Origin of the sequence: Paenibacillus sp. WLX1005 (genome assembly GCF_046603685.1) — a bacterium.
Lineage (GTDB): Bacteria > Bacillota > Bacilli > Paenibacillales > Paenibacillaceae > Saccharibacillus.
The window spans coordinates 653,991-678,178 of record NZ_CP176756.1 but is presented as its reverse complement, the minus strand read 5'-3'; the positions used below and the strand labels follow the sequence as shown (position 1 = coordinate 678,178).

Here is a 24,188-nt window from a genome sequence, read left to right as displayed (position 1 = left end):
CCGCTGCACGGTTTGTTCATACAGTCGTCATATGCCTGACTGCGCTCTCGTGTTAAAATAGATACGCATATCGCACGGTTACAGCGTCCAGACAGCAAGGACGCTTTCTTCCATACAACAGGTTAAAAAGGAGACTAGGTTAAGATGAATGGCAATCGCAAACGTTCGGAACAATTATATGAGCAAGCATTGGAGCATATCGTCGGCGGGGTCAACAGCCCTTCGCGTTCGTTCAAGGCGGTAGGTGGCGGGGCGCCGGTATTCATGTCCTCCGCCAAAGGCGCGCACTTCTTCGATGTAGATGGCAACAAATATATCGATTATCTGGCGGCATTCGGTCCGATCATTACCGGTCATGCACATCCGCATATTACAGCGGCAATTACTCGCGCTGCCGAGAATGGTATACTGTACGGCACACCGACTGAGCTAGAAATTCAAATGGCACAAATGCTCAAAGACAGCATTCCTTCACTGGATAAAGTCCGTTTCGTCAATTCCGGTACAGAAGCGGTCATGTCCACCATTCGGGTAGCACGCGCGTACACCGACCGTAGCAAAATTATCAAATTCGCTGGTTGTTACCACGGTCATTCCGATCTGGTGCTGGTGGCGGCAGGCTCTGGTCCTTCTACGCTTGGCACGCCAGATAGCGCTGGGGTACCAGCAAGTATCGCGAGCGAAGTAATCACCGTACCGTTCAACAGCTTAGATGGATTACAAGAAGCACTGGAACGCTGGGGCGATGAGGTCGCAGCCGTGATGGTAGAGCCGATTGTCGGCAACTTCGGTATGGTTATGCCGGAACAAGGATTTTTGGAAGGGCTGTGTAAGCTGGCTCACCAATATGGCGCGCTCGTTATTTACGATGAAGTCATTACTGCGTATCGGTTCCACTACGGTTCAGCACAAACGTATGCCGGTCTGGACAACCATGCTGACATTACGCCCGATCTGACCGCACTGGGCAAAATCATCGGCGGCGGTTTGCCCATCGGCGCTTATGGCGGTCGCAAGCATATTATGGAGCAAGTCGCTCCACTCGGTCCTGCTTATCAGGCAGGTACGATGGCAGGCAACCCAGCGTCCATCGCATCCGGTATCGCCTGTCTGGAAGTGCTGCAAGGCGATGGCGTGTACGATGAAATGGAGCGTCTGGCGATTCGTCTGACCGACGGTATCCAATCGTCTGCTGAACGCTACGGTGTCCCGCTGACGATTAACCGGATCAAAGGGGCATTCTCGACTCATTTCTGCTATCATCCGGTGACGAATTACGATCAGGCGCAGGATACAGACGGCGAGCAATTCGCTTCGTTCTTCCGCCATATGCTAGATCGCGGCATCTGCCTCGCCGCTTCCAAATACGAAGCATGGTTCCTGACTACCGCGCATACCGATGGCGATATCGATCTGACACTGCAAGCGGCGGATGAAGCGCTGAAGCTGGTCTCACAGGGGAAATAAAATCGTGAATGTGATAATCACTCATGTAGCGAATGATAAATAATGTGCAAGTGCCGATCCATGGTACAGCGCGAAGGAAATACCCTTCGACTGTATCGTAGATCGGCACTTTTTTACTATGCGGTGCAATAGAAAGAAAATAACTGTACAACAGCCACCTAATTCGTTATGATGGATTTAATTTCGTTATATTGAATTTTTGTTCACTATAACATACAAAGTATAGGAAGGAGCTTGGTTATGCCTGTATTTTCATTTTGGATGTTTATTTTGATTGCCAGCTTTACGCCCGGACCCAATAATATAATGGCGATGGCGTATGCGAATCGCTATGGGCTGCGCAAGACGATACCGTTCTGTCTCGGTGTGGGAACAGGATTCAGCTTATTACTTATGATGTGCAGTGTAGCCAATCTGCTGTTAGTGCAGTGGATACCATTCATACGTTTGCCGCTTACAGTGCTTGGCGTTGTGTATATGCTGTATCTTGCATATCAAATGGTCGCCGATTCCGGTGAAACATCGACAACACAATCGAATCGACAGCCAAGACTGTTTTGGACTGGGCTATGGATTCAATTTCTAAATCCGAAAGGCATTCTATTCAGCCTATCGGTCGTCTCTACCTTCATCCTGCCGTATTATTCGTCGCTGATTCACTATATCGGCTTTGCCGTACTACTGGGAGCGGTCGGTGTATGTAGTTCGTTTAGCTGGAGTCTAGGCGGGGCGCTATTCCAGACATGGCTTCAACGTCATCGTCGTCTGTTTAACTAGACGATGGCTCTCCTGCTTGTTTGGACAGCTATCTTGTTATTGCTCTGATATGATCGACATGCTATTTTGCCAAAATAGACATTCGCACATTCAGGCATTCAAGATTGTTAAAAAGCCGTACCGCATCAGTAAAACACTGTGCGGTACGGCTGCGTGAATGATAAAGAGTCAGGTACAATCGCAAACGTCGGAATTATTTTTGGAGCAAATTGATATGATCGAGATCGGTCGGGCTGTTGTAGATGAATTCTAGCTTGTAGTCACCACGGTTGTAGGTGAGCTTCGTTTGCTTGGTGCCGCCGCTGGTGATCGTCGTGGTGGAGCTTGGGGCATACCAGTTTTTCTTTAGTACGCTCATGGTGATGCTGCCAATCGTCTGCTTACGCTCGACGGTTGTGCCGAGATAGCGAATCTCTTTGAGCACATTGGAGCTAGTATAGGATAGCGCGTAACCCGGTGTTCCCATCTCGGCTTGATATACATCGTAGCCGGATGCACTGGTGCGCGAAGTAGTCGGTTTGCCATAAATGGCGATTGCTGAAGCACGCGTCGTATCGCCTACGATCAGCTTATCGACAGGATTGCCGTTTGCCTGCGGGAAGTGTCCTTTTAGCGCGGGCTTGTAAAAGGTGTTCAGCAGTGTCGCACCGCTCTGCTGCTGACTTGTCGCTGCACTCGTGCTTGCGGCATATGCCGATGAAGACGGCACGATAGCGGTAGTAGCGGCAAATGAACCCAGTGTGGCGGCTCCGGTGACAGCGATGGCGATTCCTGTGTGTTGCATATGTTTTGCGATGTTCATTGGTCATTCCTCCTTGATGTACAAATCCTTGAGATTTCCCTATGAATGTATCGTCTATGTGATCTAAAAAAGCGCTAGCGCTTTTTGATACCGTTATATATAACCCGAATCATAGCCGTTGTCGCGACATCGTCTAGAATCGGCTGATTGGACAGCATGCGGTAGCTGGATGGCGAATAGATCAGCTCGATTACCGTCTGTGCGGATACCTGTTCATCCACTTCACCGCGCGCCAATGCACGCTCCCAGATGACCATACATTTGCTGACCAGCATCTCCTGTAACGTATGCTGAAATGGCAGCAGCAATTCATGACGGCTCTGACTCTCCGCAATAATCTGCGCCAGAATCCGACCTTCTGGACTATCATAAAATTGATTCAACTTGCTGAACCATCCTACATAATCGTCCACAAAGTTGCCTTTGTCTTCAATGATGCCTTCTATCTGCACATGGTGCAAAAATGCCTCCATCGACATCTCGACCTTATCACTCCACCAGCGGTAAATGGTCGCTTTGCTGACTCCCGCCTGTTCGGCAACTTTATCGATCGTCATTTTGCGCAAACCTTGTTCCCGTAACAATGCCATCGTAGCGGTAAATACAGCTTGCCGCGACGTCTGGCTCGGCGGTCGACCGGGCTTTCGTTTGATGTTGTTCATTTCGTAACTCCTTTATTTTAGAAACGAAACGTTCTGTATTTAAATTATACCTTTGTCTATGCTTTGTCAAATCAGACATATAAATCAGATATATGATGTGGCAGTTGGATAGGTGATATGCGCTGCCACATGTAGAAGAATCATCTCTGCACGTATACACTGTATTGTCAGTGTATGAGCTTCATGTTCAGGTGTATACCTACCTCGTCAGTTCGATGTGATCCATAGTTTGTTGATCTGCGTCGCAACAGTATGTAGTGCTGTCGGAATGCGTTCTTCGGGCACATTGGATACATTGATACGCAATCCGTTCCAGCTGTACGGGCTGTCCGGTAAAAAATAACGCTCTAGCGAATCGGCAATCAGCTGCTGCTCTGCCAACTGACGAATGAGCGCCTTCGTCGGAAAATGTGCCGGTAGCGGGATTACCGCATGAATCGCATCCACATGATACACATCTGCGAACAACGCGCATACGGGCACCAACTCCTGCAATGTCTTATGGAGCTGCCTGCTTCTACGGTGATACGCATCAAGTAACAGACGCCAATAACGGGCGAACATGCCATTATGAATGTACATATGCAGTGCCGCCTGCGATAACATGGAGCTGTCGATATCAAGCAGATTTTTGTAACGGGCAAACGATGCTTGGAGTGGTTCCGGCAAGACAGCAGCTCCGATACGCAGTCCGGGGAATAGCATTTTGGAATAGCTTTTCAAATAAATAACGTGCTGGGACAGATCGTGCGCATACAACGGATCAGCATTCGTATGCTGCTCCAGATCGGCAAGATAATCATCCTCAACCAGATACACATCGTACCGTGCCGCCAGCGCAACGAGCTTCTTCTTATCAGCATGACGCAGCGAATGACCGAGCGGATTATGAAAGCGCGGCATGATGTAAAAGAACTTGATTTCTCCACTGCGGAACCATCTCTCCACCTCTGCCAGATCCAGTCCCTTGACTGTACGGGCAATCTGCACGATCGGAACATCCAGCGCTTCCAGCAATTCCATTAGCAAATGGTAACCCGGCTGCTCGATCATGACCGATTGCCGCCCACCCGGAAAAGGCATCATCGTCAAAATCGACAGCGCCTGCTGCACACCCGACGTAATATACAGCCGCGATAACGGCGCGAATACCTGCACCTCTGCCAATTGCTGCTGGACTTCTTCCAGCAAGGCAGGCAATCCTTGCGGCATGCCGTACGTGAATAGCTGATCTCGGTACAGCTGCATCGCCTGATTCAGACAACTCTGAAAATCGGCAAACGGGAAAATCTCTGCCGCCGGTGCCGCAGACGCCAGATCAAGCATCTGCTGCTGCAATGCATCCTGCTGTGGTCCGTGCGCAGCTACATAATACCCGCTGCGATCCAGCACATACACATAATGCTCCGCAATGAGCTGCTCATACGCGCGAATAACCGTAGCGGCACTGCATCGCTGCTCTGTCGCCATCTGCCGAATCGAAGGCAACTTGTCACCTGCCGGGCGGGCGCGGGAGATAATCTGCTGGCGTAGCGCTGCTGCCAGTGTGCTGTGCTTGCTCGGCATTGGATTGCTCCTCCTTGTCTTGGTTAGGATCGATCTTAGTGTTATTTTGTCCGTATGATTACACTACCTCATTATACCGTATGCTTACGGCTTGCCATTGGACTGTTCTGTACATCTGTACCGGTACAGATGCTATAGATAGGCATTGCTGCTTCCCTCAAGCGAAGTCTATAGTGAAGGGCATAGAGACGATGTTTGTGCACGGCATCGCCTTGATTCTCATTTACGCTGTGCGTTAGCAGGAGGTTTTTTAGTTATGAAATCACATTCGTTTTCCGATTCTGCATCCATTCATTCTTCCTCGAACCTACAGGCAACACCGACTCGTACATGGACATCGTACGCAGCGGCGATTGCCTATGCGCTTATTATCGGGTTCTCGTTTCTATTTGTAAAAATGACGGTGTATACTGCCAGTCCGTTCGATGTGCTGGCTCACCGTTTTCTGCTGTCCGTCTTGGTGATGGCGGTACCAATCCGGCTGGGCTGGATTCGTATCTCGGTGCGGGCGGCAGATTTGAAACGTATGTTGCCGCTAGCGCTGTTATCGCCGGTGTTGTATTTTACCTTGCAGGCGTTTGGACTGTTGTACGCTTCGTCTTCGGAGGCGGGGATCATTCAGGCGACCGTGCCAGTGTTCACATTGCTGCTGGCTGCTTATATTCTCAAGGAACGGACACGCTGGCTGCAAAAGGTATCGCTACTCGTATCTGTTGCCGGCGTGATTCTGATCTTCGTTATGCAGGGCAATGCCGGATTCCGTGCGGATCATCTGGGTGGCATTGTGCTACTGATCGGCTCGGCACTGGCATTCGCCGGGTATAGTGTGCTCATGCGTCCGCTCACTCGGGTGTATAATCCGCTGGAGCTGACATGGGTAACCATGCTGACAGCAGCAATCATGTTCAACGTGATCGCGCTGATTCGTCATTTCGCGGCAGGCAATTGGATCGACTATGTACAGCCGTTGACACAGCCGAGTTATATGATGGCATTGCTGTATCTTGGTGTGCTGTCCTCACTCGGTACAACATTGCTGTCAAGCTACGCCTTATCCCGGCTAAAAGCAACGCAGATGAGTGTATTCAGCAACATCTCCACGATTGTATCGATGATCGCTGGAACGATTATTTTACATGAGCAATTGCTATTGTATCATGTGATCGGCGCGGTGCTGATTATCGGCGGTGTGCTCGGTACGAATTGGAACGGACGACGGAAGGGCAAATAAGCAAGTATTCCTTTATCCATCGCCTTATCATTCTGTACGAGAATGAGGTATAGTAGGAGTAGACAATTACATTGGATACCTAACTACATATCCATCATTTCATACGGGAGAGGAAGGAATGTAACGTGATATTCAAAAAGCTGCTGCTGTTGGTCGTGACACTACTATTGCTGACCGTAACGCTATTGCCTGCTTCCACTGAAGCGGCGACCGCGGCATTGCCCGATTTTCACGATGGGATGAATTGGAGTCAGGATACGGAAGACAATCTATCCTTTCCCCGCGATTTCTATATTCAGACGGACATTGTGAATCTGTCTGGTGAGCGTACTTTGTTTGTGAATCAGGAGGAAGGTACGTTATATATGACGAGTCTGTCCAGCAGTACGCGGCTGTGGAGTCATACGTATGATCATCTGTATAGCTATGATGTGCTGGATGCCAGCGGTAAGATCGTCATCATTGTTAGCCAGAATCACAAGCTGCAAAAGATCGTACTATCGCTTAACGGCAACACACTGTCTACCTTTATCTATCCAACTGCTCTGCTGCAAACGTTAAACACAGGCGGCAATGACCAGACGGCGCATCTGAGTTGGTCAGCGCAGACTGCCGGAAATGCAGAACGTATAGCGTTACAAACAGGGCAGCAGGTACTGATTTACCGTTCCCCGTGGAACAAGCCAGTGCGTACGTTGTCCTTACAGGCGTACAGCAACAACAATAACGAAGCGCTAACTGTACTGAATATGGAGTATGAATCGAACAAGCTGGTCATTCGGTACCGCAGTGGCGAACTGCATGATCAGCGGTATGTATTTGAATTGCTGGATACGAGTTCTGCCTCTCATCGTTCGCATCTGGTGCGTGCGCCGCTAAGTACGATTGGCGAGTTCAAGCTGGATCAGGGGCAGGCGGTGATCTACCTTTCCAATGATACCGGCAATAAGCTGCAAAAGGACGGCTCCACCTCGTATCCGATCTATTCGCGCTATGATGTGACTACCGGCAAGCTGCTAGTGCAGAGAACGCGCGTCTTCACAGATGCGAAGCAAAACTGGCGAACCGATTACAACAATCATCAGGTATTTGTACAGGTGGATAGCGAACAGCGTTTGTATTTATGGGATCAAGCTGGAAATGAATTATGGCGCACGCCGACATTGTCAGATCAGCTGTTATTTCGGTTTATCAAGTATGAAAAGGGCACGCTGTATCTGTTGGTCGAGGATCAGAATCGGCAGTTTCGGATTGTGAAGCAGCCACTGGTGTAGGGCAAGAATATCATCGTATGGCAAAGACCGTATCTCCTATATGGGAAATACGGTCTTTGTCTGTATTGAGTATAGTTTGCTTGATCTGTGCTTGATCTGTGCTTGATCTGTGCTTGATCTGTGCTTGATCTGTGCTTGATTTATGCTTATCCGCCGATCTTAATTCTTAATCTAAACTTGTTCTGCTTGATCTGAGCGGGTATGGTAGACGCTAGTGCTTACCTACGTTACAAGACGTTACGTAATGTTGCGTTTACTGTTTCCCATGTATAGTTCACATTTACAACAAGCTGAATAGTACGAAACAAGTCGACTTCTAGTGCCGTTTACCGTTACAACTACAGCGTCTCCACACCAGTCTGCGTATTGGTAGGATCGTCTTCCAACTGTGAAGGTGGCTGCGCAGTTTCCGGGGTGGCGGCTTTATTGGTTGGGTTCATCGTTTGTCCATACAGATCGTCTCGCGTGCGTAGCAGTTGAGCAAGGAACGCCAATGTTAGTCCTTGTCCCCAGCCTTGAATGCGTTTCTCCGGCACTTCGCGATAGCCGTCAATGTCATTCATAATCGCGGTTCCTGCGGATACGCCAGTTACGGTGCCATCTTCTCGGATGCGGGACAGAATGCCGTCGATCGCTTTTTGCGAATATTTGTTGTATAGTCTGCCGCGCATGAGTAACGCGGTCGCGATACCTGATGAGCCAGACGTTTCCAGATACGAGGTTGGATCATCCAGCACGGTATGCCATAAGCCTTCTGGCGATTGCAGGCGGACGAGTGAGCTAAGTTGATCCCGCAGTGAGCCGTCGATGATCATATACGATGGATGCTGTACGGGCACGAATGCCAGTGCCTTCGACATCGTTAACGATGCCCATGAATTGCCGCGCGCCCAGAAGATCGAGGACAGATGATTCTGATTCACATTGTCCCAGCCGTGATAATACAGATTCGTCTGCTCGTCCTGCAATACCTTTTCATGTCCATGATACTGGCGTAGTCCGTCGTCAAAATACCGCTTGTTCCCCAGCAGATGACCGATACGTAGCAGATAATATCCCGCCATGAACATCGTATCTACCCACGCCTGCTCTGGGAACACATCTGTCACCGAATTGACGGTATGCTGGAAAATGCCTTCTCCGAACCGCTCTGCCTTGCTATCCAGAAACTCCGCCATTTCTGTAGCAATCTGCAAATACTGCTCTTCCCCGGTCGCTTCATACAGTGTTAGCAGACAGTGACCGATCGATACTCCATTGACCGATAACGGTGGCAGACCATCCGCAATATTCTCATCGACCCAGAGTCGCAGCTGATCCAGATATTCACGCTTGCCAGTCGCCTGATACGCTTCACACACTCCATAAAAGGCTACACCGCCCGGCCAATCCCAGCTAAAATCCATATTGAATGTACGCTCTACGACCCGATCAATCACCTGTTTAATATGTTCCTCGTCAAAATGCAATGCTGGCATATGATCCATCCTTTCCTCCTGCAATATACATATAGAAGTACTGATATACATACAGATGCACTTGAATATCCACCTGTTATCTCCAATACCTGATCTGCTATCTCAAATACATGACCAATGGTTGCAGATTCAATTCCCGAATGCCTTCGATAACTAGCCCGGCAATCTGCCGCGCCCCTTGCTCCTGCAAATGTGTATTATCCTGCACGCCGCTTGGGAAATTCATATATTCGCCCGGATATAGCCAGACGAATAACGCCTTGCTCTGTTCCGGTCCAAGTTGCTCCCATACCATCGCCGTCTTCGCCGCCAGATCGATGAGCGGCACTTGCTGCTCGGCTGCCAGTTCACGTACAGCGAGCACATAGTCGCCATGCGTATCTTCCAGCTGTCCATCTTCGGTAAAATAACGACGATGAATCGGCGTCAGCAATACCGGATGCGCGTCTTTCTCACGAGCGGTTACAATGTACTCGGTCAACTGCTGCTTATACGTTGTAAATGGATCGGTATGGCGAGCAACGTCCGTTTTTGCATCATTATGTCCGAATGGGATGAATAGATAATCGCCTGCTCGTAGCTGCTGACGGATCGTTTCCAGCCTGCCTTCGTCGGCAAAGCTTTTGGAGCTACGCCCAGAGATCGCATGATTGTCCACGCACACATCATGCTTGAATCGCTCCGGTAACAATTGCCCCCAACCAGCATAGGGATATCCATCCGCTGGCTGGTCGGTTACGGTCGAATCGCCCGCCAACAGCAGTTGCAGTGTATGCGGTGCGGGTGTGATGTCTAACGTATTGAGCCGTGGGGCTTGTCCGCTGAAGTTCAGTTCCAATCGTCCGCCGTGTACGTGAACGCTGCATAGTACTTCCTGAATCTGCCCAGATTGGGTACGAATCGGCGGCACCACCACTTTGCTACCTGATGCGCGGATGATCGTGTGCGTAGCAGTCTGCCAATCACCCAGCTGCATACGGATCAGATAACAACCATCCGGCACATCGAGGACAAAGGTTGCTTGCAGCGGAATGCAAAAAGCAGCTTGCAGATGCTGTGTTGATGCAGATTGCTGATCGTCAGATGCAGCGCGATCACGACCGTACACCGCACCGCCGGGCAGAAATCCATAGCCCGACTCTGACGTATATACCGTTTCCGGCGTTAACGGCAGATACCCTTCTACCGGCGTACCAGGCCCTGCATCAAACTTCCAGCCATCTGCCGTTTGCCGCTCTGCATCTAGTGCAATATCCTGCTGTACAGCCGCCATGTTTGTTTGATATTCATTCGATTGCTTCTGTTGCCCTGATGGATGATATTGCTCTTGTTTCTGTAGTCGTGGATGTTGCTCGTGTAATGACGAACGTTGTTCTTGTGATAGCAGATCCTGACCATGTTCCGATTGTTTGGAATCTCCCATGATTAGCCTTTGATCCCGCTGCTGCTAATGCCTTCCACGATATGCTTCTGGAACAGGAAGAACACGAGAATGACCGGTAGCAGACTGACCATCGACATCGCGAACATACCGCCCCAGTTGGATGCAGATTCGCTATCAAGGAACATTTTCAGACCCATAGAGACGGTATATTTATCCGGCGAGTTCAGATACAGTACCGGTCCAAGCAGATCTTCCCATCTCCAGTAAAAAGAGAAGATCGCCGCTGTTGCCAGCGATGCCTTGATCAGCGGCATGATGATCTGAATAAACAATCGGAACTTCCCACAACCGTCAATCGTCGCTGCTTCATCCAATTCCTTTGGAATCGTACGGATAAACTGCACCATCAGGAAAATAAAGAACGGTGCGCCGAAAAACTGCGGTACAACGATCGGCCAGATCGTATTCAGCCAGCCCAGTTTCGTGAAAATAATATACTGCGGCACAAGCACGACATCATGCGGCAGCATGAGTGTAACCATCATCACCGCAAACCAGAACGCACGACCGGCAAATTGCAACCGGGCAAAGCCGAACGCGATCAATGCCGACGATACCACGACACCAAGTGTGGACAGTACGACGATCACGAGCGAGTTCCAGATATAATGACCGAACGAGTAGCCGCCAATGCCTTTCCAGCCGGAAGCATAGTTGCTCCATATCCATTCCGCTGGCAGCAGTGTCGTCGCTGTCGTGAAGATCGTGCGACTTTCCTTGAACGAGCTGAAAAACATCCAGATGATCGGATACAGCATGAGCAGTGCCAGTGCAGCGACGAAGATATGGTAGACGGGCCACTTAATGCGCCGCCATAGACTTCCCTGACTTGCCGCTGAACCGGCGATCGTTTGGTTATAGCGTTCTGCTTTGGTATCTGCCATGGATCAGCGACCTCCTTCCGACTCGTAGAACACCCAGAATTTCGACGTTTTGAACAGAATCAACGTCAGCACCCCGATGAAGATGAGCATGACCCACGCCATCGCAGACGCATACCCCATATTGTTGAACATGAATGCCTGACGGAACAGATACAGCGAATACAGCATCGTGCCGTCCAGCGGACCGCCTTCGCCTTTGGAAATAATATACGCCGGTACAAAGGTCATAAAGGCGCTAATCGTCTGCATGATCAGATTGAACAGAATGATCGGACTGAGTAGCGGCAGCGTAATACTGAAAAATTTCCGTGCCGGACGCGCACCATCTACACTTGCTGCTTCATACATTTCCGGGGAAATGTTTTTCAGACCAGCGAGGAAAATGAGCATGGACGAACCAAACTGCCAGACCGACAGCGTGATCAGCATACCGAGCGCAGCGCCCGGATCGCCGAACCATTGAATCGGTGCTGCTCCCAGCGCCATCAGCAGACCGTTGACGATCCCCTGCTCGCTGAAAATGTTGCGCCACATGATGGATACCGCAACGCTACCACCGATGATGGACGGCAAATAATAGATCGTCCGATACGCACCGATCATACGCGAGCCGGTGTTGAGAATCATCGCTACGAATAACGCAAATGTCAGTCGCAGCGGGACACCGATAAACACGTAGTACAGTGTGACTTTGACCGAATTCCAGTACTTCGTATCACCAGTGAACATTTTCTCAAAATTATTCAATCCGACCCAGCGCGGTGGGCTAAACAGGTTATAGCTCGTAAACGACAGATACAGCGAGATAAACATCGGAATTAGCGTAAACGCCAGAAATCCGATAATAAATGGGCTGATAAACGCGTAACCAGTCAAATTGGCTTTTAGCGAATAATTGTTCCGCATGAATCCGCACACCTCCTTGGGAAAATACAAAACTGGGCATTATCATAGTATCCGGCATGCTCCAAAATAGCTCAGCCATGAGCGGGAAAAGGAAAGCCGACCACATCGCAGCGTATCGATGCTGCCATGCGTCTCTTTCCCGATTCCCATTTACTCCGACTTGCTTCGTTCGTGTTCGTCATCACCGTATCAAAACAGGAACAGTGATACCGTGGCACAGAGCAGAGACATTCTTCTACGCCGTCTCTGCTTGTGCCTACTGCTACTGCACTCGATCATCACGGCTATAGTGATTACATCATCACATTACGGCTGGTTGTTGGACAGAATCGAATTGGCATCGGCGCGGAACTTCGGTGCGGCTTCTGCTGCCGTAATCTGTCCAAAGTTAATCTGCTCCACATAATCCGCCAGCGTAGCGATAACCTCCGCGGAACCTACCGGTGGCGGCGGGCTCATCGGTGATGCGATCGGCTCCATTTGACTAACAAAATCAAACACCTGTTTCTCTGCTTCCGTCAGATCCGGTGTTACCGCTTCTTTGACAGCGGCAGAGATTGGTACACCACGTTCGCCCTTAATCAGCTTGTTTGCATCCTGATTGTTGATCCAGAAGTTAATGAATTTGGCAGCTTCGTCTTTGGATTGCGAGTTTTTGGAGATGGACCAGTACATGCTTGGCTGCATGTAGATGCCTTTTTGCATATCCGGTCCGAGCATCGGTGCCAGCTCCAGCGGCTTGTCAGCTACTTTTTGCAGGGCGACGAACTGGTTCGACCACTGCCATGTACCGATCCCCGTGCCTTTGACCACGGTCGATTCCTCGATAATGCCTTTATTTTGGCTCAGCGTTTCCTGAGATGGTGCCGCGCCTTCTTGGATCAGCTTGGCAAGACGACCGAAAAATTCTGTGAACAGCGCGTCATCTTCATAGCCGAGTGCCGTACCGTCAGCTTTGTACAGTGACATGCCTTTTGTTCTCAAGAAATAGTTAAAGAAAATATCCGGTGCCATCGATTCGTCAAAGTAAATGCCTTTATCTTTGGCTTGTCCGGCAAGCTTCTCATAGTCATCCCATGTCCAGTCTTTCGGAATTTCGGTGATGCCTGCTTTTTTGAGCGTTTCTGGGTTGTATTGGTAGCCGAGTACGTTTACCCCGGTTGGGATACCATATTGTGTACCGCCGATTACGCCAGTGCTAACGACGCTCTCGCTCACATCGTCCAGCTTGATCTGGTTGCCGATGTACGGCTTGAGGTCTTCAAGCTGACCGTTTTTGGCATATTGGCTAATGTAGGAGATGTCCATTTGGATGATGTCGGGCAACTGGTTGGCGGCTGCCTGCGGGGCAAGCTTTTTCCAATAATCATCAAAGGACGCGTATTCGATGTCGATATTCACGCCGGGATTTTCCTTTTTGTACATGTCGATCACCTGCTGGGTGTAGCTGTGACGCGTATCCGATCCCCACCAAGCGATGCGAATCGTCTTGCCGTCCTGCCCGCCACTGCTGGAACCAGAAGTACTGCTGCCAGAATTGCCACATGCAGTAATCGTAAGCAGAATGGCGATCAGGGTCAGGATAGAAGCTGTCTTTTTAAAATTCATGCGTATTCTCCCCTTTCGATAATGGACAGATGTAGATTCGCTGTGGAATCATGCCGACGAATACAGCCATCTGTAATGAGATAAAAGATACATCGCAAATCGTAAAGCAGGTGTAGAGCGTGGATGATTGGTGCATGTTGGCAAACAATATGTAGCTGTAAACGATAATCACAATGCTTAATTTGTTAACGCTTACATTTTTATTCTGTCTTTATTCTCGCAGATGGACATTCGCAAATGAATACACAAATCCGAGGTTTTGGTGTAAAAAACAGAGGGGCATAGATCGGATCAACAAATGAGTTCGCGCAAAATAGGGAAACGAGGGATGTACAGCTTCCATCGCTGCCGCTCTGTCCCGTTTCCCTTTGACTTCTTATTATCGGATCATCATCGAATGTCTGCTGCCTAAGCCTACCCCCGCCGATATTCCGTCGGCGTCATGCCAGTCACCTTCTTAAACACTTGGCTAAAATACTGCGAATTCCCGCCAAACCCGAACAGCTCTGCCAATTCAAACACCTTCACATCCCCGCTGCGACGAATATGCTCAGTCGCCCGCTCAATCCGATAGCGATTCACATAATGCGAGAAATTATCCCCGGTCACTTTTTTGAAAATTTTACCCAAGTAATCAGGGTTCATGTACAGCATCTGATTGGCAACGCCATTCAAGGATAGCTCGGCGTTCGTGTAGTTCTCCTCAATAATTTGCAGCATTTTGTTCACAACCGAGGATTGGCGATTGATGTTGCTTTTGTAGTAGCTGCCAGTCAATTCAAGTGCCACCTGACGAATAAAGTCATGCAGCCCGGTCAGCGTATCCAATCGCGACAATTCAGCAAGCCGCGCTGTCGGCATGGAGCGCTCATCTTCGGGGTACAATCGCAGCATGACTGCATATAGCTGCAATACATACGAGCGTGTCACGGCAATATCCAGCCGCAATTCCGATAGCGTCGCGAACAACCGCCCAATCTCCGTCTCCACCTGCTCCACCTGACCGGACTTGATAATCAGCGTAAACTGCTCCTCATCCAGCTCAAATCCACTCCCAGTCCGACAATCGTGCAGCGCGATGTCCTGACGGGTGATCAGACTCCCCCCGCCGATGTAAAAGCGATGATTCATCACCTGCTGAGCATCCCGATACATACGCCGCAGTTGTTCCAGCTCATCCGGCTCACTAAGTGCCACCGTCACATCCAGCTTGTAAAAGCCAGCAAACACATCCTTTACCCGATTCAATCCTTCGATCAGCCGCATCGGTTCTGCCGGATCATCAATCAGCAGCAGCAGCTCATCCTGCAACTGAATCGTCGTGCCCATCAGCACACCCTCCAGCACATCCTCGGCGATATTTTTCAATGCAAACAGATGCTCATATTCATGTGAATCTTCCACCCGCATCAGCACGATGCGCACGGTGCGGTCGGTCAGCTGCATATGAAACAATCCTTCGTAATACGCAAGATCGCGGCTGCCGTACATTTTGTTGGAGATGAATTCCTTCAGAAATTGCTCCTTCACCTGCGGCAGCATTCGGATAAACTGGTCGCGCATACTGCTGACGAACAGCTCGCGCTCCTGCTCGGCGGCGCGCTCGGACAACAGCTCCGCAATCGCCTCCTGAATCTGCTGCTCATTGCACGGCTTGACCAAATAATGCTTCACCCCGTACTGCATCGCCCGGCGCGCATAATCAAAATCCTTGTACCCAGACAGCATAATGAAGCGCACATCAGGGAACTGCTCGTACGTCTTCGCCACCAGCCCAATGCCGTCCAGACCGGGCATGGAAATGTCGCTGATCACAATATCCGGTCGCTTCTCGGCGATTCGTTCATACGCTTCCAATCCGTTACGCGCGGTGCCGACCAGCTCCGTGCCACTGCCCTGCCAATCTACCACGCTGGAAATGCCCTCCAGAATCATGCGCTCGTCATCTACCAACAACACTTTGTACATGATCTTGCTCCCCTTTCTGATATGGAATACGAATATGGAACGCAGTCCGTACGTCCGGTTCGCTCTCAATATGAATGCCATATTCCGGTCCAAAGGTCAGCCGAATGCGCTCCATAATATTGTTCAGCCCGATGCCTTTGCCGCGTGTCTGCACCTGCCCCTGATACAGCCGCTCCAGAAACTCCGCCGTCATACCCGGTCCATCATCCTGCACCGTAATATGCACCTGCTCGCCCTCCAGCCGCGCGGCAATGCGAATATGACATTCCTCGATCTTCGGCTCTAGCGCATAATGGATCGCATTCTCTACTAGCGGCTGCAAGGTCAGCTTCGGAATGAGCGTGTCGTACAATTCCTCCGGTACGTCAATCTCAAAATTCAGCCGCTCCTCAAATCGCATCCGCTGAATCGTCACATAGCTGCGCACGATGTCCAGCTCCTGTTCAAGTGAGATCACCTTTTCCGTCATATTGACTGAGCTACGCAGCAGAAAGCCCAGCGCTTCGACCATACGTGAAATCTCCGGCTGCTTGTTCATCTTCGCCATCCAGTTGATCGATTCTAGCGTATTGTATAGAAAATGCGGATCAATCTGCGCCTGCAATGCTTTTAGCTCTGTTTCGCGGATGAGCAACTGCTTGGCATAATTCTCGTCGATCAGCTCACGAATACGGCGCAGCATCCGGTTAAACGTACGATGCAGCAGTCCGACTTCATTTTGCGCCCGAGTAATGGACGGGTCGGCTGGCAGCTCGCCCAGTTGATCCAGATTGCCAGTTTCGACGGTGCGCATCTTTTGCAATAGTCGTTCCATCGGGCGGGTAATGCTGCGCGACAGCCGTGTACCGAACAGTAACGCCAGCAGGAAGATACCGATGAAAATAATCGTCACCAGCTGCTTAATCCACATAATGCGCTGAAACATGCGGTCAAATGGTGTAATATGCAAGTACGTCCAGCCTGTATATGGCGATTGAATCCGTGCGGAGAAATAACTTTCCTCCGGTTCGGAAATGACGCCATATGGCTTGCTGTTATGCAGCTGGTTGTCAATCTGCCCGCGTGAAAAGGGCGGTTCCTCCGGGTAGACGATTTTGCTGCCATCCGAGATAATGAGCTGGCTGCCTGCGCTGCTCTCCACCTGCTCCTGCACAATCCGGTCAATACGTACGCGAATCATTATCGTCCCCAGATCGTTCAGGGTAAAGGTAGAATCGCTGAACTGCTTGAACTGGCGCACTGCCAGCAATTCGCCTTGCTCACCTACATACCATGCGTTCGAGCCGCTGTACTGCTGCGCCAGTTTGGTTAATGCTGGACGCACATTCACAGGCACGCCCTCACGATTCCCTGCAAACATAATCTCGCCTTCGCGGTCGATTGCCATCATCGAATACACAAACTGCTCAGAACCGGCAAATGCGACAAGTCGATTGGTAATCTTTTTACGGATGACGTTCTTCTCATAAATGGACGGCTCCTCCTGCAATTGCAACAAATACCGTTGCAGCTGCTCATCCGTCACAACGCGAAACGTTAGATTCTCCATATCCTTGAGCTGATTCTCGATCTCAAATGACGACATATTGAGCAGCTCAGACGTCTTCTCATACATCTGATTGTCATACGTGCTGTACACGGTATTGAGCACGATCAAATACGAAGCAAAGCTGACCAGCATCAACGCCGAGATCAACAACAGCATCTGACGATGAATGCCCAAATTAATGTAAGCGCTTTTAAAACGAGATAGCATCATGCCTTCCCCCATCAGAAGATCATTCTGTCGTTGTTTTCCTATTTCCTGTCTATCTACTTACCGCACATCTTCATTTACATATTTATTTATCATTTGTAATTTAATGTATATTATAACGTGGAATGTGGAAAATTGCAGTTGTTTTATCCAGAAGTGGAAAAAGGGATTGCGCGAATGGCAAAGTAACCGCTGCATTCCATCTGTCGAAACCAATGGATACAGCGGTTGTTCCAATCTATACGTTTTACTCGTTATGCTTGATCTTCATCTATCGTTATTGGCGGATAAAGACAGCTTTCCAGCGATTCACATAATGCACATCATACGCAAACTGATCGGCAAGCACAGCAATTGGTACATATACTTTATTTTGCTGCATAAAGGCTGCTGCATCGGTTGTGACTGATTGGTTGTTCACCTTCAGAATTTTGCTGTTCAGCGGCACCGTCACTTTGCTGCTACCGTTCGTGACGGTTGCCTGCTTGGTTGTGCTTGACCAGCTTACTTTGGCACCGAGTGCTGTCGTCACGTCGCGCAGCGCTACATATGTGCGCCCGCTGCGAATGATCGGCTTGGACTGACTTTGCAGCAATTTGCCATTGGTATATAGGATCGTTTGATCCGTTCCATTGACCGCAGAGGATGGTGTCATATAACCTGTTTCGCCCCAGATCGCCATACTAAAAGCAACAGCCATCGCCTGATAGCCTGTAGCATTCGGATGGATATCACCAGCAGCAATATGGGTCATCGCCAGTTCTTTACCTTGAAAAGACGGCGAAACATGGGCAACACGAATATCATTTCCTTTGGCAGTGTAGGTAGACACCGTATCGTCGATAATGCTGCTGAACTCCGCAGCCGTTTCATTCAGATCGTGATACAGCGTTGCACCTGCCAGTAGTGGCACGGGCTGGTACTGATCCGCGATCACGATAACTGCGTTTGGATTCAGCGTCGTCAGCTGATCTAGGATCGAACCGAGATTGGTGCGATACGTGTTAAGCACCGGCTGCAAATTGATCTGCGATAAATCCTGCGGCAGTGCAGTCAGGGAGCCAAGCGCATTCAGAAAGTCATTTCCACCAATCGTGATCGTGATCAGATCGGCTGCTTGAATCTCCTTGCGGGTGGCGGCTCCATCCAGCGTACGTGTAGCACCGGGCAATGTGCTCTGAATATCGGCAGTGCTAACACTGCGTCCGGCGGTGATAGCGTCCATGTAATGTTTCAGACCGGTACTCGTTAGACCAAGAATGCCAGCGTTATCTGCCTGCGCGTGTCCGCGGAACAGCTCCTGTTCTTCCAATCGCGGAGCAAAGCCATCGTAATCAGTTGCCGCTATGCCCGGCTCATAGCCGACCGTAAGGGAATCGCCGAGAAAGACCATATGTTCATAGGCTTGCGTCTTGGATGCGCCAGTTGCTGCCGCTCCATAAGCAGTGGTAGTCATGCCACCGGTAATACCGCTGCCGCCAAGCAGCAGGGTGAGAATCATCATGTATTGTGCAATCATGCGTGTTGTCTCCTGTCTGACCTGATGAATCTTGCGCTTCGCCGGGCGGGAATGAGGGGTAGGAATCGTGCTGGCTTGGTTTGTTACTTTGATTTGGTTCGGTTGCTTATTGTCCAACGTGACGGGGTTCTTGTGGCGCATTCAGGTACTCCTTTGTCGTTAATGCTTGTGAATGTATTTACTGCGTGTGATTATTGTTGCTTTTGTTTTCGACAGGGCTATTCGGGTCGGTGCTGTTATTGTTGGCGTCGTCGTTTGGTTTATTTTGTTTGGTACGCTCCAAATATTTGTCGTAGCGGTCGTCGAGTTCTTTGGCGAGTTTGCGGTAGTGCTGTGTTTCTTCGACAATGGGGTCGTGTTCGGCTTGGATACGGACTTCGTATTTGGACGGAATGAGTCGGCGTTCGCGGACTTCACGGTCTTCTTCTTGCATCTCGCCTTCGGTTAAGCGTTCGGACAATTCGCGTTCAAGTTCGTCGGATGACATGGTTGGCACCTCATTTTTATTTTTTTGAGTGGGATGGGGCAAGGCTTTGGCTCATTGATGCGGGAACGCTTCGGGAAGGGATTGGGGAACGTCCTCAGGTGGAGCCGCGGGAATCTTTTGGATTAGAAGTGAATGAAGATTCCCGCACTCCAAAACTGTAAGATATTTTGCTTTCGCAAAAATCACTTTTCATTGAACCCCGTGTTTGAAACCCACAAACACTGTAAGTCGTCCTTTTCCCCAATTCCCTTCCCTCCGCTCCGTGCATATGAGTCACGTTGCTCGCCATCGCACTCGGGTGGGGGCGTAGCAATTTTAAGGGATAAGAACTTAAAATATTTAGAACTTAGAATAGTTTGGACTTAGATTATGTTGAGTTTGCATGGTTGTTTGGATATTAAAATTATTGGATATGAGCAAATAACCGGCGGGCTGGGTGCCTGTCGGTTATTTACCCGTTTTGGGTTTTGGAAAATCAGTTGGTGGCTGACCGGACTAGAGTGGGAATGTAGGGTGTGGTGTTCTGGTCAGCTGGGTGATCGTTGGACATGATTCGTTTGGTGCTGGTGTTCGGTGGATCGATTATTAGGCGTTTAAGCCGGAATTGTGTAGTTGTTGGATGAGTTCGTTATGAATGTGACCGTTGCTCGCTACGATGTTGCGGACGGTGATGTCGTATGGGTTATTGGCGACGTCGGTGACGGTGCCGCCGGATTCGGCTACGAGCAGGGCGCCTGCGGCGAGATCCCATGCGTTTAGACCGATTTCCCAGTAGGCGTCGATGCGTCCTGCGGCGACATAGGCGAGGTGCAATGCAGCGGAGCCGACGTTGCGGACGCCGCGGACTTTCGGCAGGATGTCGGTCAACGCTTTGGTTTTCAGTTCGACGCTTGTGCTTGGCGGGAAGCCAGTAGCGACCAGACTTTCGTTCAATGTTGCATGGTCGGCGGACTTCATCAGGTTGCCGTGTACGTAGGCGCCTTTACCCTTTTCGGCTACAAACAGCTCATCATGGGTCGGGTCGTAAATAACGCCGACGATCACTTCACCTTTGTGCGCAACAGCGATCGATACGCAAAAGTATGGGAAACCATGCACAAAGTTGGTCGTGCCATCAATCGGATCGACAATCCAGACGTATTCGGCGTCTTTGACCGCATCCACAGCGTTAGCGGATGCTTCAGCACCGATGCCTGCGCTCTCTTCGCCGAGGAATTCGTCGCCTGGGCAGTACGTTTGGACAAGCTTGCGAATCATCTGTTCTGAGCCTTTGTCGACTTCGGTTACGAGGTCTTGTGACGATGTTTTGATGTTAAGCTGGCGGTGATCGCCGACTTTGCTTTTGATCCATTCGCCGGTTTTGGATGCCGCGTTAATCGCTACGGCAACACGACTTTTACTGCTGACAACATAGGGTTGCTTTTGGTCTTTTTCCATGTTCAATCCCCCTGATTATAATGGGCGTGCAGTGTGTACCTGCCGCCGCAAGCCAGATGGCTGTATGCTAAGTATGGATGCGAACATACACGATGGCATGTCCGCATGTGTTATTTCGATATGCCTACTATTAAGGTAACACTTCAATGGTTCCGTTGTCGATGATGCGTACGCCATCCCCGCTAACATTGCGCAAATCGTTCATCAGTTGCCGCAGTGCTGCGTCCTTATGCTTGGCTTCCAGCATCACATCAAGATGGCTGGATGTACGTGCTGCTTCGCGCAGAAAGTCTAGCAGCGGGCCAGCTTCTACGCCATCGGCATGACTACGACGGTCGGTTGGACTTTTCGGGCTGGACGCATGGATCTTCGGTGGTAAATGAATGCCATTCGGTACATCCGTACGAGATAGCTCCGATTCCCATGTTTGCGCTACTTGCTGCCACCAGTATGACGCTGGCTCACCTTCACAATTGACTAGATGATGGTGAATATCCAGCACCATCGGCAGCCCGGTACGCTGTGCTACCGCAAGCGTCTCCGGTGTGGTAAACGTTTTGTCGTCATTTTCCAGCGTGATCCGGCAACGAATATCGTCGTCCAATGTAGCAAAATGCTCTACAAATCGGTCTGCCGCCGTCGGCTTGTCGCCGTACGCACCGCCGATATGGATATTGTTCTTGGAGCGTGCATCCAATCCCATCGCATCCAGCATCTTCACATGATAGCGCAGATCGCGAATTGACGATTCCAGTACTTCCGGGCGCGGTGTACTAAGCACGGTAAAATGGTCCGGGTGAAACGACACCCGCAACTCATGCTTGTGCACATATTCCCCAATCGCAGCAAAATCGTCCGCCAACGCCGGAAACGGGTCCCAATCCGCTAGCTCAGCATGCGTAGCGAGCGGAATTAGCTTGGAGCTCATGCGGTACATATGAATCTCTTCCGCCACATTATGCTTGAGCAAACGCAGCGTATTTTGCAAATTAATACGAGCGATCTCTTCCAATCTCCGCAGCCCGGCTTCACGATCCGGAAGCTTGCGAAAATTGGACATGGTCATCGTTTTGGAAGGGGATGAATCCTTCACTTCCAGCGAGATCGCTACATACCCGAAACGGACGATCATCAGGCTTCCTGATCCTGCTCGCCAAAGAACATTTCGTAGGCGAGATGCGTTTGCACGCTGGATTCCTCTGGCGTTAGCTTGCGGATCAGTTCCATCTCGACTTCGGTGACCTCGTTGCCTTGGAAGTTGATCTCTGCGATGCAGCCGGTGATTTTGACGATAGCAATTGCGGTGTTCTCTGGGTTATAGGCGATGACCTTTTGCCCGGTTGGATAGACGCGAAATCCTTGCTTGACCATCTTGCCTTTGCCGTATTCCAGCAGATCGAGCAGCTCCTGTTCGCTTTTGAATTTACATACGGAATTGAATTCGGTTTGAAACCCCATCCCTTTCGCCTCCCTGATCGTTAAATTGACGTGTCGTCTCATTTATAAACCTTTTGACGCATGATCCTAACAGTTCCATGCAACAATAGCAGATGATACAGAGTGAAGATACTGGATTGGTCGGTATTCGGTAAAAGAAGAAACGGCCGCACCGCCCAATCTGTGCAGTACGACCGTTATAGACACGCTACGATTCTAGTCACGTCCAAATTGCAGCGCGTGACGCTTGGCGTAACGATCCAGTCCAAGCTGAATAAGCTGATCCAGCAGTTCTGGATAGGATTTGCCGGTTTCACGCCACAACAGAGGATACATGCTGTATGCGGTAAAGCCCGGCATCGTGTTCACTTCATTGATCATAACGGCGTTATCGCTGCGGCGAACGAAGAAGTCGGCGCGGCATAGCCCACTACCGTCAATCGCCTTGAATGCACGCAGCGCCATCTCGCGCAGGTTCTCCGCCAGCTCGCTGTCGATCTCCGCCGGGATAATCATACGGGACGTGCCATCGATGTATTTTGCATGGTAATCGTAATAGTCGCTACCGCTGGATACAATCTCGCCCGGTACGGAAGCAAGCGGTAATTCGTTGCCCAGTACGCCAACTTCCACTTCATGCGCATCAACCGCTTCTTCCACAACAACCTTCAGGTCAAAGCGCAGCGCGTATTCAATTGCACGTTCCAGCTCATGACGGTCTTTGGCTTTGGTAATGCCGACGCTGGAGCCGAGATTCGCCGGTTTCACGAAGCAAGGGAAACCGAGATTGTGCTCGATGCTGCTCAGAATCTCATGTGCACTACTTTCGTATTCGGCAGCGATAAAGGTTTCGTATTTGCACTGCGGCAGATCGGCTTGGGCGAATAGCTTTTTCATGATCGCTTTGTCCATGCCTGCGGATGATGCCAGCACGCCAGCACCAACATAAGGAATATCCATCATTTCAAACAGCCCTTGGATCGTGCCATCTTCGCCGTATGTACCGTGCAGCAGCGGGAATAACACGTCGATCGTACTCTCTTGTCCGCCAAGTTTGCGCCAAAGTACACTCATCGCGTCCGAGGTCGCTTGTTCACCGCCTTGAATTTGCAGTTCTTCCGGTTTGGACGGCGCAGCTGTATATGTCTGCCCCATATTCCAGCGTCCGTCGCGGTCGATATAGATCGGTACGATATCGTATTTGTTGTAATCCAATGCGTTCAGTACGGAAAATCCGGTTTGCAGTGATACGTCGTGTTCGCCGGATTTACCACCGTAGATCAAGCCTACGGTCAATTTTGTTGCTGTCATGTTGGAACCCCCGTTACTATTGTTCATATTTAGAATATACCTGTAAAAGTGAAGGTCAAAGTGTACAGTCGGAATCGTCCGCAGACATAAAATGTGCTATATCGGAAAGTCAGGCGGACGGGCTGTGTTATTGCCCTTTCTTAGTATAAATGTTCAGCTGAACGGCTGCAAAAA

20 protein-coding genes are annotated in these 24,188 nt (G+C 50.1%); 4 read left to right on the top strand and 16 right to left on the bottom strand.

Features of this window, described 5'->3' with window-relative positions; translation table 11 throughout:
- Positions 1–144: 144 nt before the first annotated feature.
- Both ACE3MZ_RS02815 and ACE3MZ_RS02810 read left to right on the top strand, forming a co-directional pair.
- Positions 145–1,467 (top strand): glutamate-1-semialdehyde 2,1-aminomutase, encoded by a 1,323-nt coding sequence (locus ACE3MZ_RS02815; RefSeq protein WP_411345038.1) that lies wholly within the window; start codon positions 145–147, stop codon positions 1,465–1,467.
- Between the two features lie 240 nt (positions 1,468–1,707).
- Positions 1,708–2,244, top strand: coding sequence for a LysE family translocator (locus tag ACE3MZ_RS02810; protein WP_411345037.1), 537 nt, complete (start codon positions 1,708–1,710; stop codon positions 2,242–2,244).
- A gap of 193 nt (positions 2,245–2,437) precedes the next feature.
- Here ACE3MZ_RS02810 and ACE3MZ_RS02805 read toward each other — a convergent pair whose 3' ends face one another.
- The 3 genes from ACE3MZ_RS02805 to ACE3MZ_RS02795 form a co-directional block, all read right to left on the bottom strand.
- Positions 2,438–3,046 carry a YjgB family protein gene (locus ACE3MZ_RS02805; protein WP_411345036.1) on the bottom strand — a complete coding sequence of 203 codons (609 nt, stop codon included), beginning with the start codon at positions 3,044–3,046 and terminating at the stop codon, positions 2,438–2,440.
- A gap of 74 nt (positions 3,047–3,120) precedes the next feature.
- Positions 3,121–3,708 (bottom strand): TetR/AcrR family transcriptional regulator, encoded by a 588-nt coding sequence (locus ACE3MZ_RS02800; RefSeq protein ID WP_411345035.1) that lies wholly within the window; start codon positions 3,706–3,708, stop codon positions 3,121–3,123.
- A gap of 207 nt (positions 3,709–3,915) precedes the next feature.
- A complete protein-coding gene (locus ACE3MZ_RS02795) occupies positions 3,916–5,274 on the bottom strand; it encodes a PLP-dependent aminotransferase family protein (protein WP_411345034.1) in 1,359 nt (452 codons plus the stop codon).
- Positions 5,275–5,530: 256 nt separating this feature from the next.
- Between ACE3MZ_RS02795 and ACE3MZ_RS02790 the strand changes: the two genes are divergently transcribed.
- Positions 5,531–6,505 (top strand): DMT family transporter, encoded by a 975-nt coding sequence (locus ACE3MZ_RS02790; protein WP_411345033.1) that lies wholly within the window; start codon positions 5,531–5,533, stop codon positions 6,503–6,505.
- A gap of 125 nt (positions 6,506–6,630) precedes the next feature.
- The gene (locus ACE3MZ_RS02785; RefSeq protein ID WP_411345032.1) at positions 6,631–7,779 is read left to right on the top strand and encodes a hypothetical protein; all 1,149 of its coding nucleotides are present in this window, start codon (positions 6,631–6,633) and stop codon (positions 7,777–7,779) included.
- 338 nt (positions 7,780–8,117) lie between these two features.
- Here ACE3MZ_RS02785 and ACE3MZ_RS02780 read toward each other — a convergent pair whose 3' ends face one another.
- From ACE3MZ_RS02780 to ACE3MZ_RS02720, 13 genes are all read right to left on the bottom strand, one after another.
- Complete coding sequence (locus ACE3MZ_RS02780; protein WP_411346678.1) at positions 8,118–9,257, bottom strand: glycoside hydrolase family 88 protein; 1,140 nt, start codon at positions 9,255–9,257, stop codon at positions 8,118–8,120.
- 97 nt (positions 9,258–9,354) lie between these two features.
- On the bottom strand, positions 9,355–10,530 hold the full coding sequence (locus ACE3MZ_RS02775) for a rhamnogalacturonan acetylesterase (RefSeq protein WP_411346677.1): 1,176 nt from the start codon (positions 10,528–10,530) through the stop codon (positions 9,355–9,357).
- A 152-nt stretch (positions 10,531–10,682) separates the two neighbouring features.
- Complete coding sequence (locus tag ACE3MZ_RS02770; RefSeq protein ID WP_411345031.1) at positions 10,683–11,585, bottom strand: carbohydrate ABC transporter permease; 903 nt, start codon at positions 11,583–11,585, stop codon at positions 10,683–10,685.
- A gap of 3 nt (positions 11,586–11,588) precedes the next feature.
- The gene (locus tag ACE3MZ_RS02765) at positions 11,589–12,491 is read right to left on the bottom strand and encodes a carbohydrate ABC transporter permease (protein ID WP_411345030.1); all 903 of its coding nucleotides are present in this window, start codon (positions 12,489–12,491) and stop codon (positions 11,589–11,591) included.
- A gap of 306 nt (positions 12,492–12,797) precedes the next feature.
- On the bottom strand, positions 12,798–14,099 hold the full coding sequence (locus ACE3MZ_RS02760; RefSeq protein ID WP_411345029.1) for an ABC transporter substrate-binding protein: 1,302 nt from the start codon (positions 14,097–14,099) through the stop codon (positions 12,798–12,800).
- A gap of 414 nt (positions 14,100–14,513) precedes the next feature.
- On the bottom strand, positions 14,514–16,067 hold the full coding sequence (locus ACE3MZ_RS02755; RefSeq protein ID WP_411345028.1) for a response regulator: 1,554 nt from the start codon (positions 16,065–16,067) through the stop codon (positions 14,514–14,516).
- The gene (locus ACE3MZ_RS02750) at positions 16,042–17,823 is read right to left on the bottom strand and encodes a sensor histidine kinase (RefSeq protein ID WP_411346676.1); all 1,782 of its coding nucleotides are present in this window, start codon (positions 17,821–17,823) and stop codon (positions 16,042–16,044) included. Before ACE3MZ_RS02750 ends, ACE3MZ_RS02755 begins: the two co-directional genes overlap by 26 nt.
- Positions 17,824–18,100: 277 nt before the next feature.
- Entirely contained in the window at positions 18,101–19,483 is a 1,383-nt protein-coding gene (locus ACE3MZ_RS02745; protein ID WP_411345027.1) for a stalk domain-containing protein, read from the bottom strand.
- A 37-nt stretch (positions 19,484–19,520) separates the two neighbouring features.
- Positions 19,521–19,829: a hypothetical protein gene (locus ACE3MZ_RS02740; protein ID WP_411345026.1), complete on the bottom strand. Its 309-nt coding sequence runs from the start codon at positions 19,827–19,829 to the stop codon at positions 19,521–19,523.
- A 585-nt stretch (positions 19,830–20,414) separates the two neighbouring features.
- Positions 20,415–21,266 (bottom strand): inositol monophosphatase family protein, encoded by an 852-nt coding sequence (locus ACE3MZ_RS02735; protein ID WP_411345025.1) that lies wholly within the window; start codon positions 21,264–21,266, stop codon positions 20,415–20,417.
- Between the two features lie 130 nt (positions 21,267–21,396).
- On the bottom strand, positions 21,397–22,398 hold the full coding sequence (gene uvsE, locus ACE3MZ_RS02730; protein ID WP_411345024.1) for a UV DNA damage repair endonuclease UvsE: 1,002 nt from the start codon (positions 22,396–22,398) through the stop codon (positions 21,397–21,399).
- Positions 22,398–22,724 (bottom strand): hypothetical protein, encoded by a 327-nt coding sequence (locus ACE3MZ_RS02725; RefSeq protein WP_411345023.1) that lies wholly within the window; start codon positions 22,722–22,724, stop codon positions 22,398–22,400. The genes uvsE and ACE3MZ_RS02725 overlap by 1 nt, the downstream gene beginning before the upstream one ends.
- A 195-nt stretch (positions 22,725–22,919) precedes the next feature.
- The gene (locus tag ACE3MZ_RS02720) at positions 22,920–24,014 is read right to left on the bottom strand and encodes a D-alanine--D-alanine ligase (protein WP_411345022.1); all 1,095 of its coding nucleotides are present in this window, start codon (positions 24,012–24,014) and stop codon (positions 22,920–22,922) included.
- Positions 24,015–24,188 lie beyond the last annotated feature (174 nt).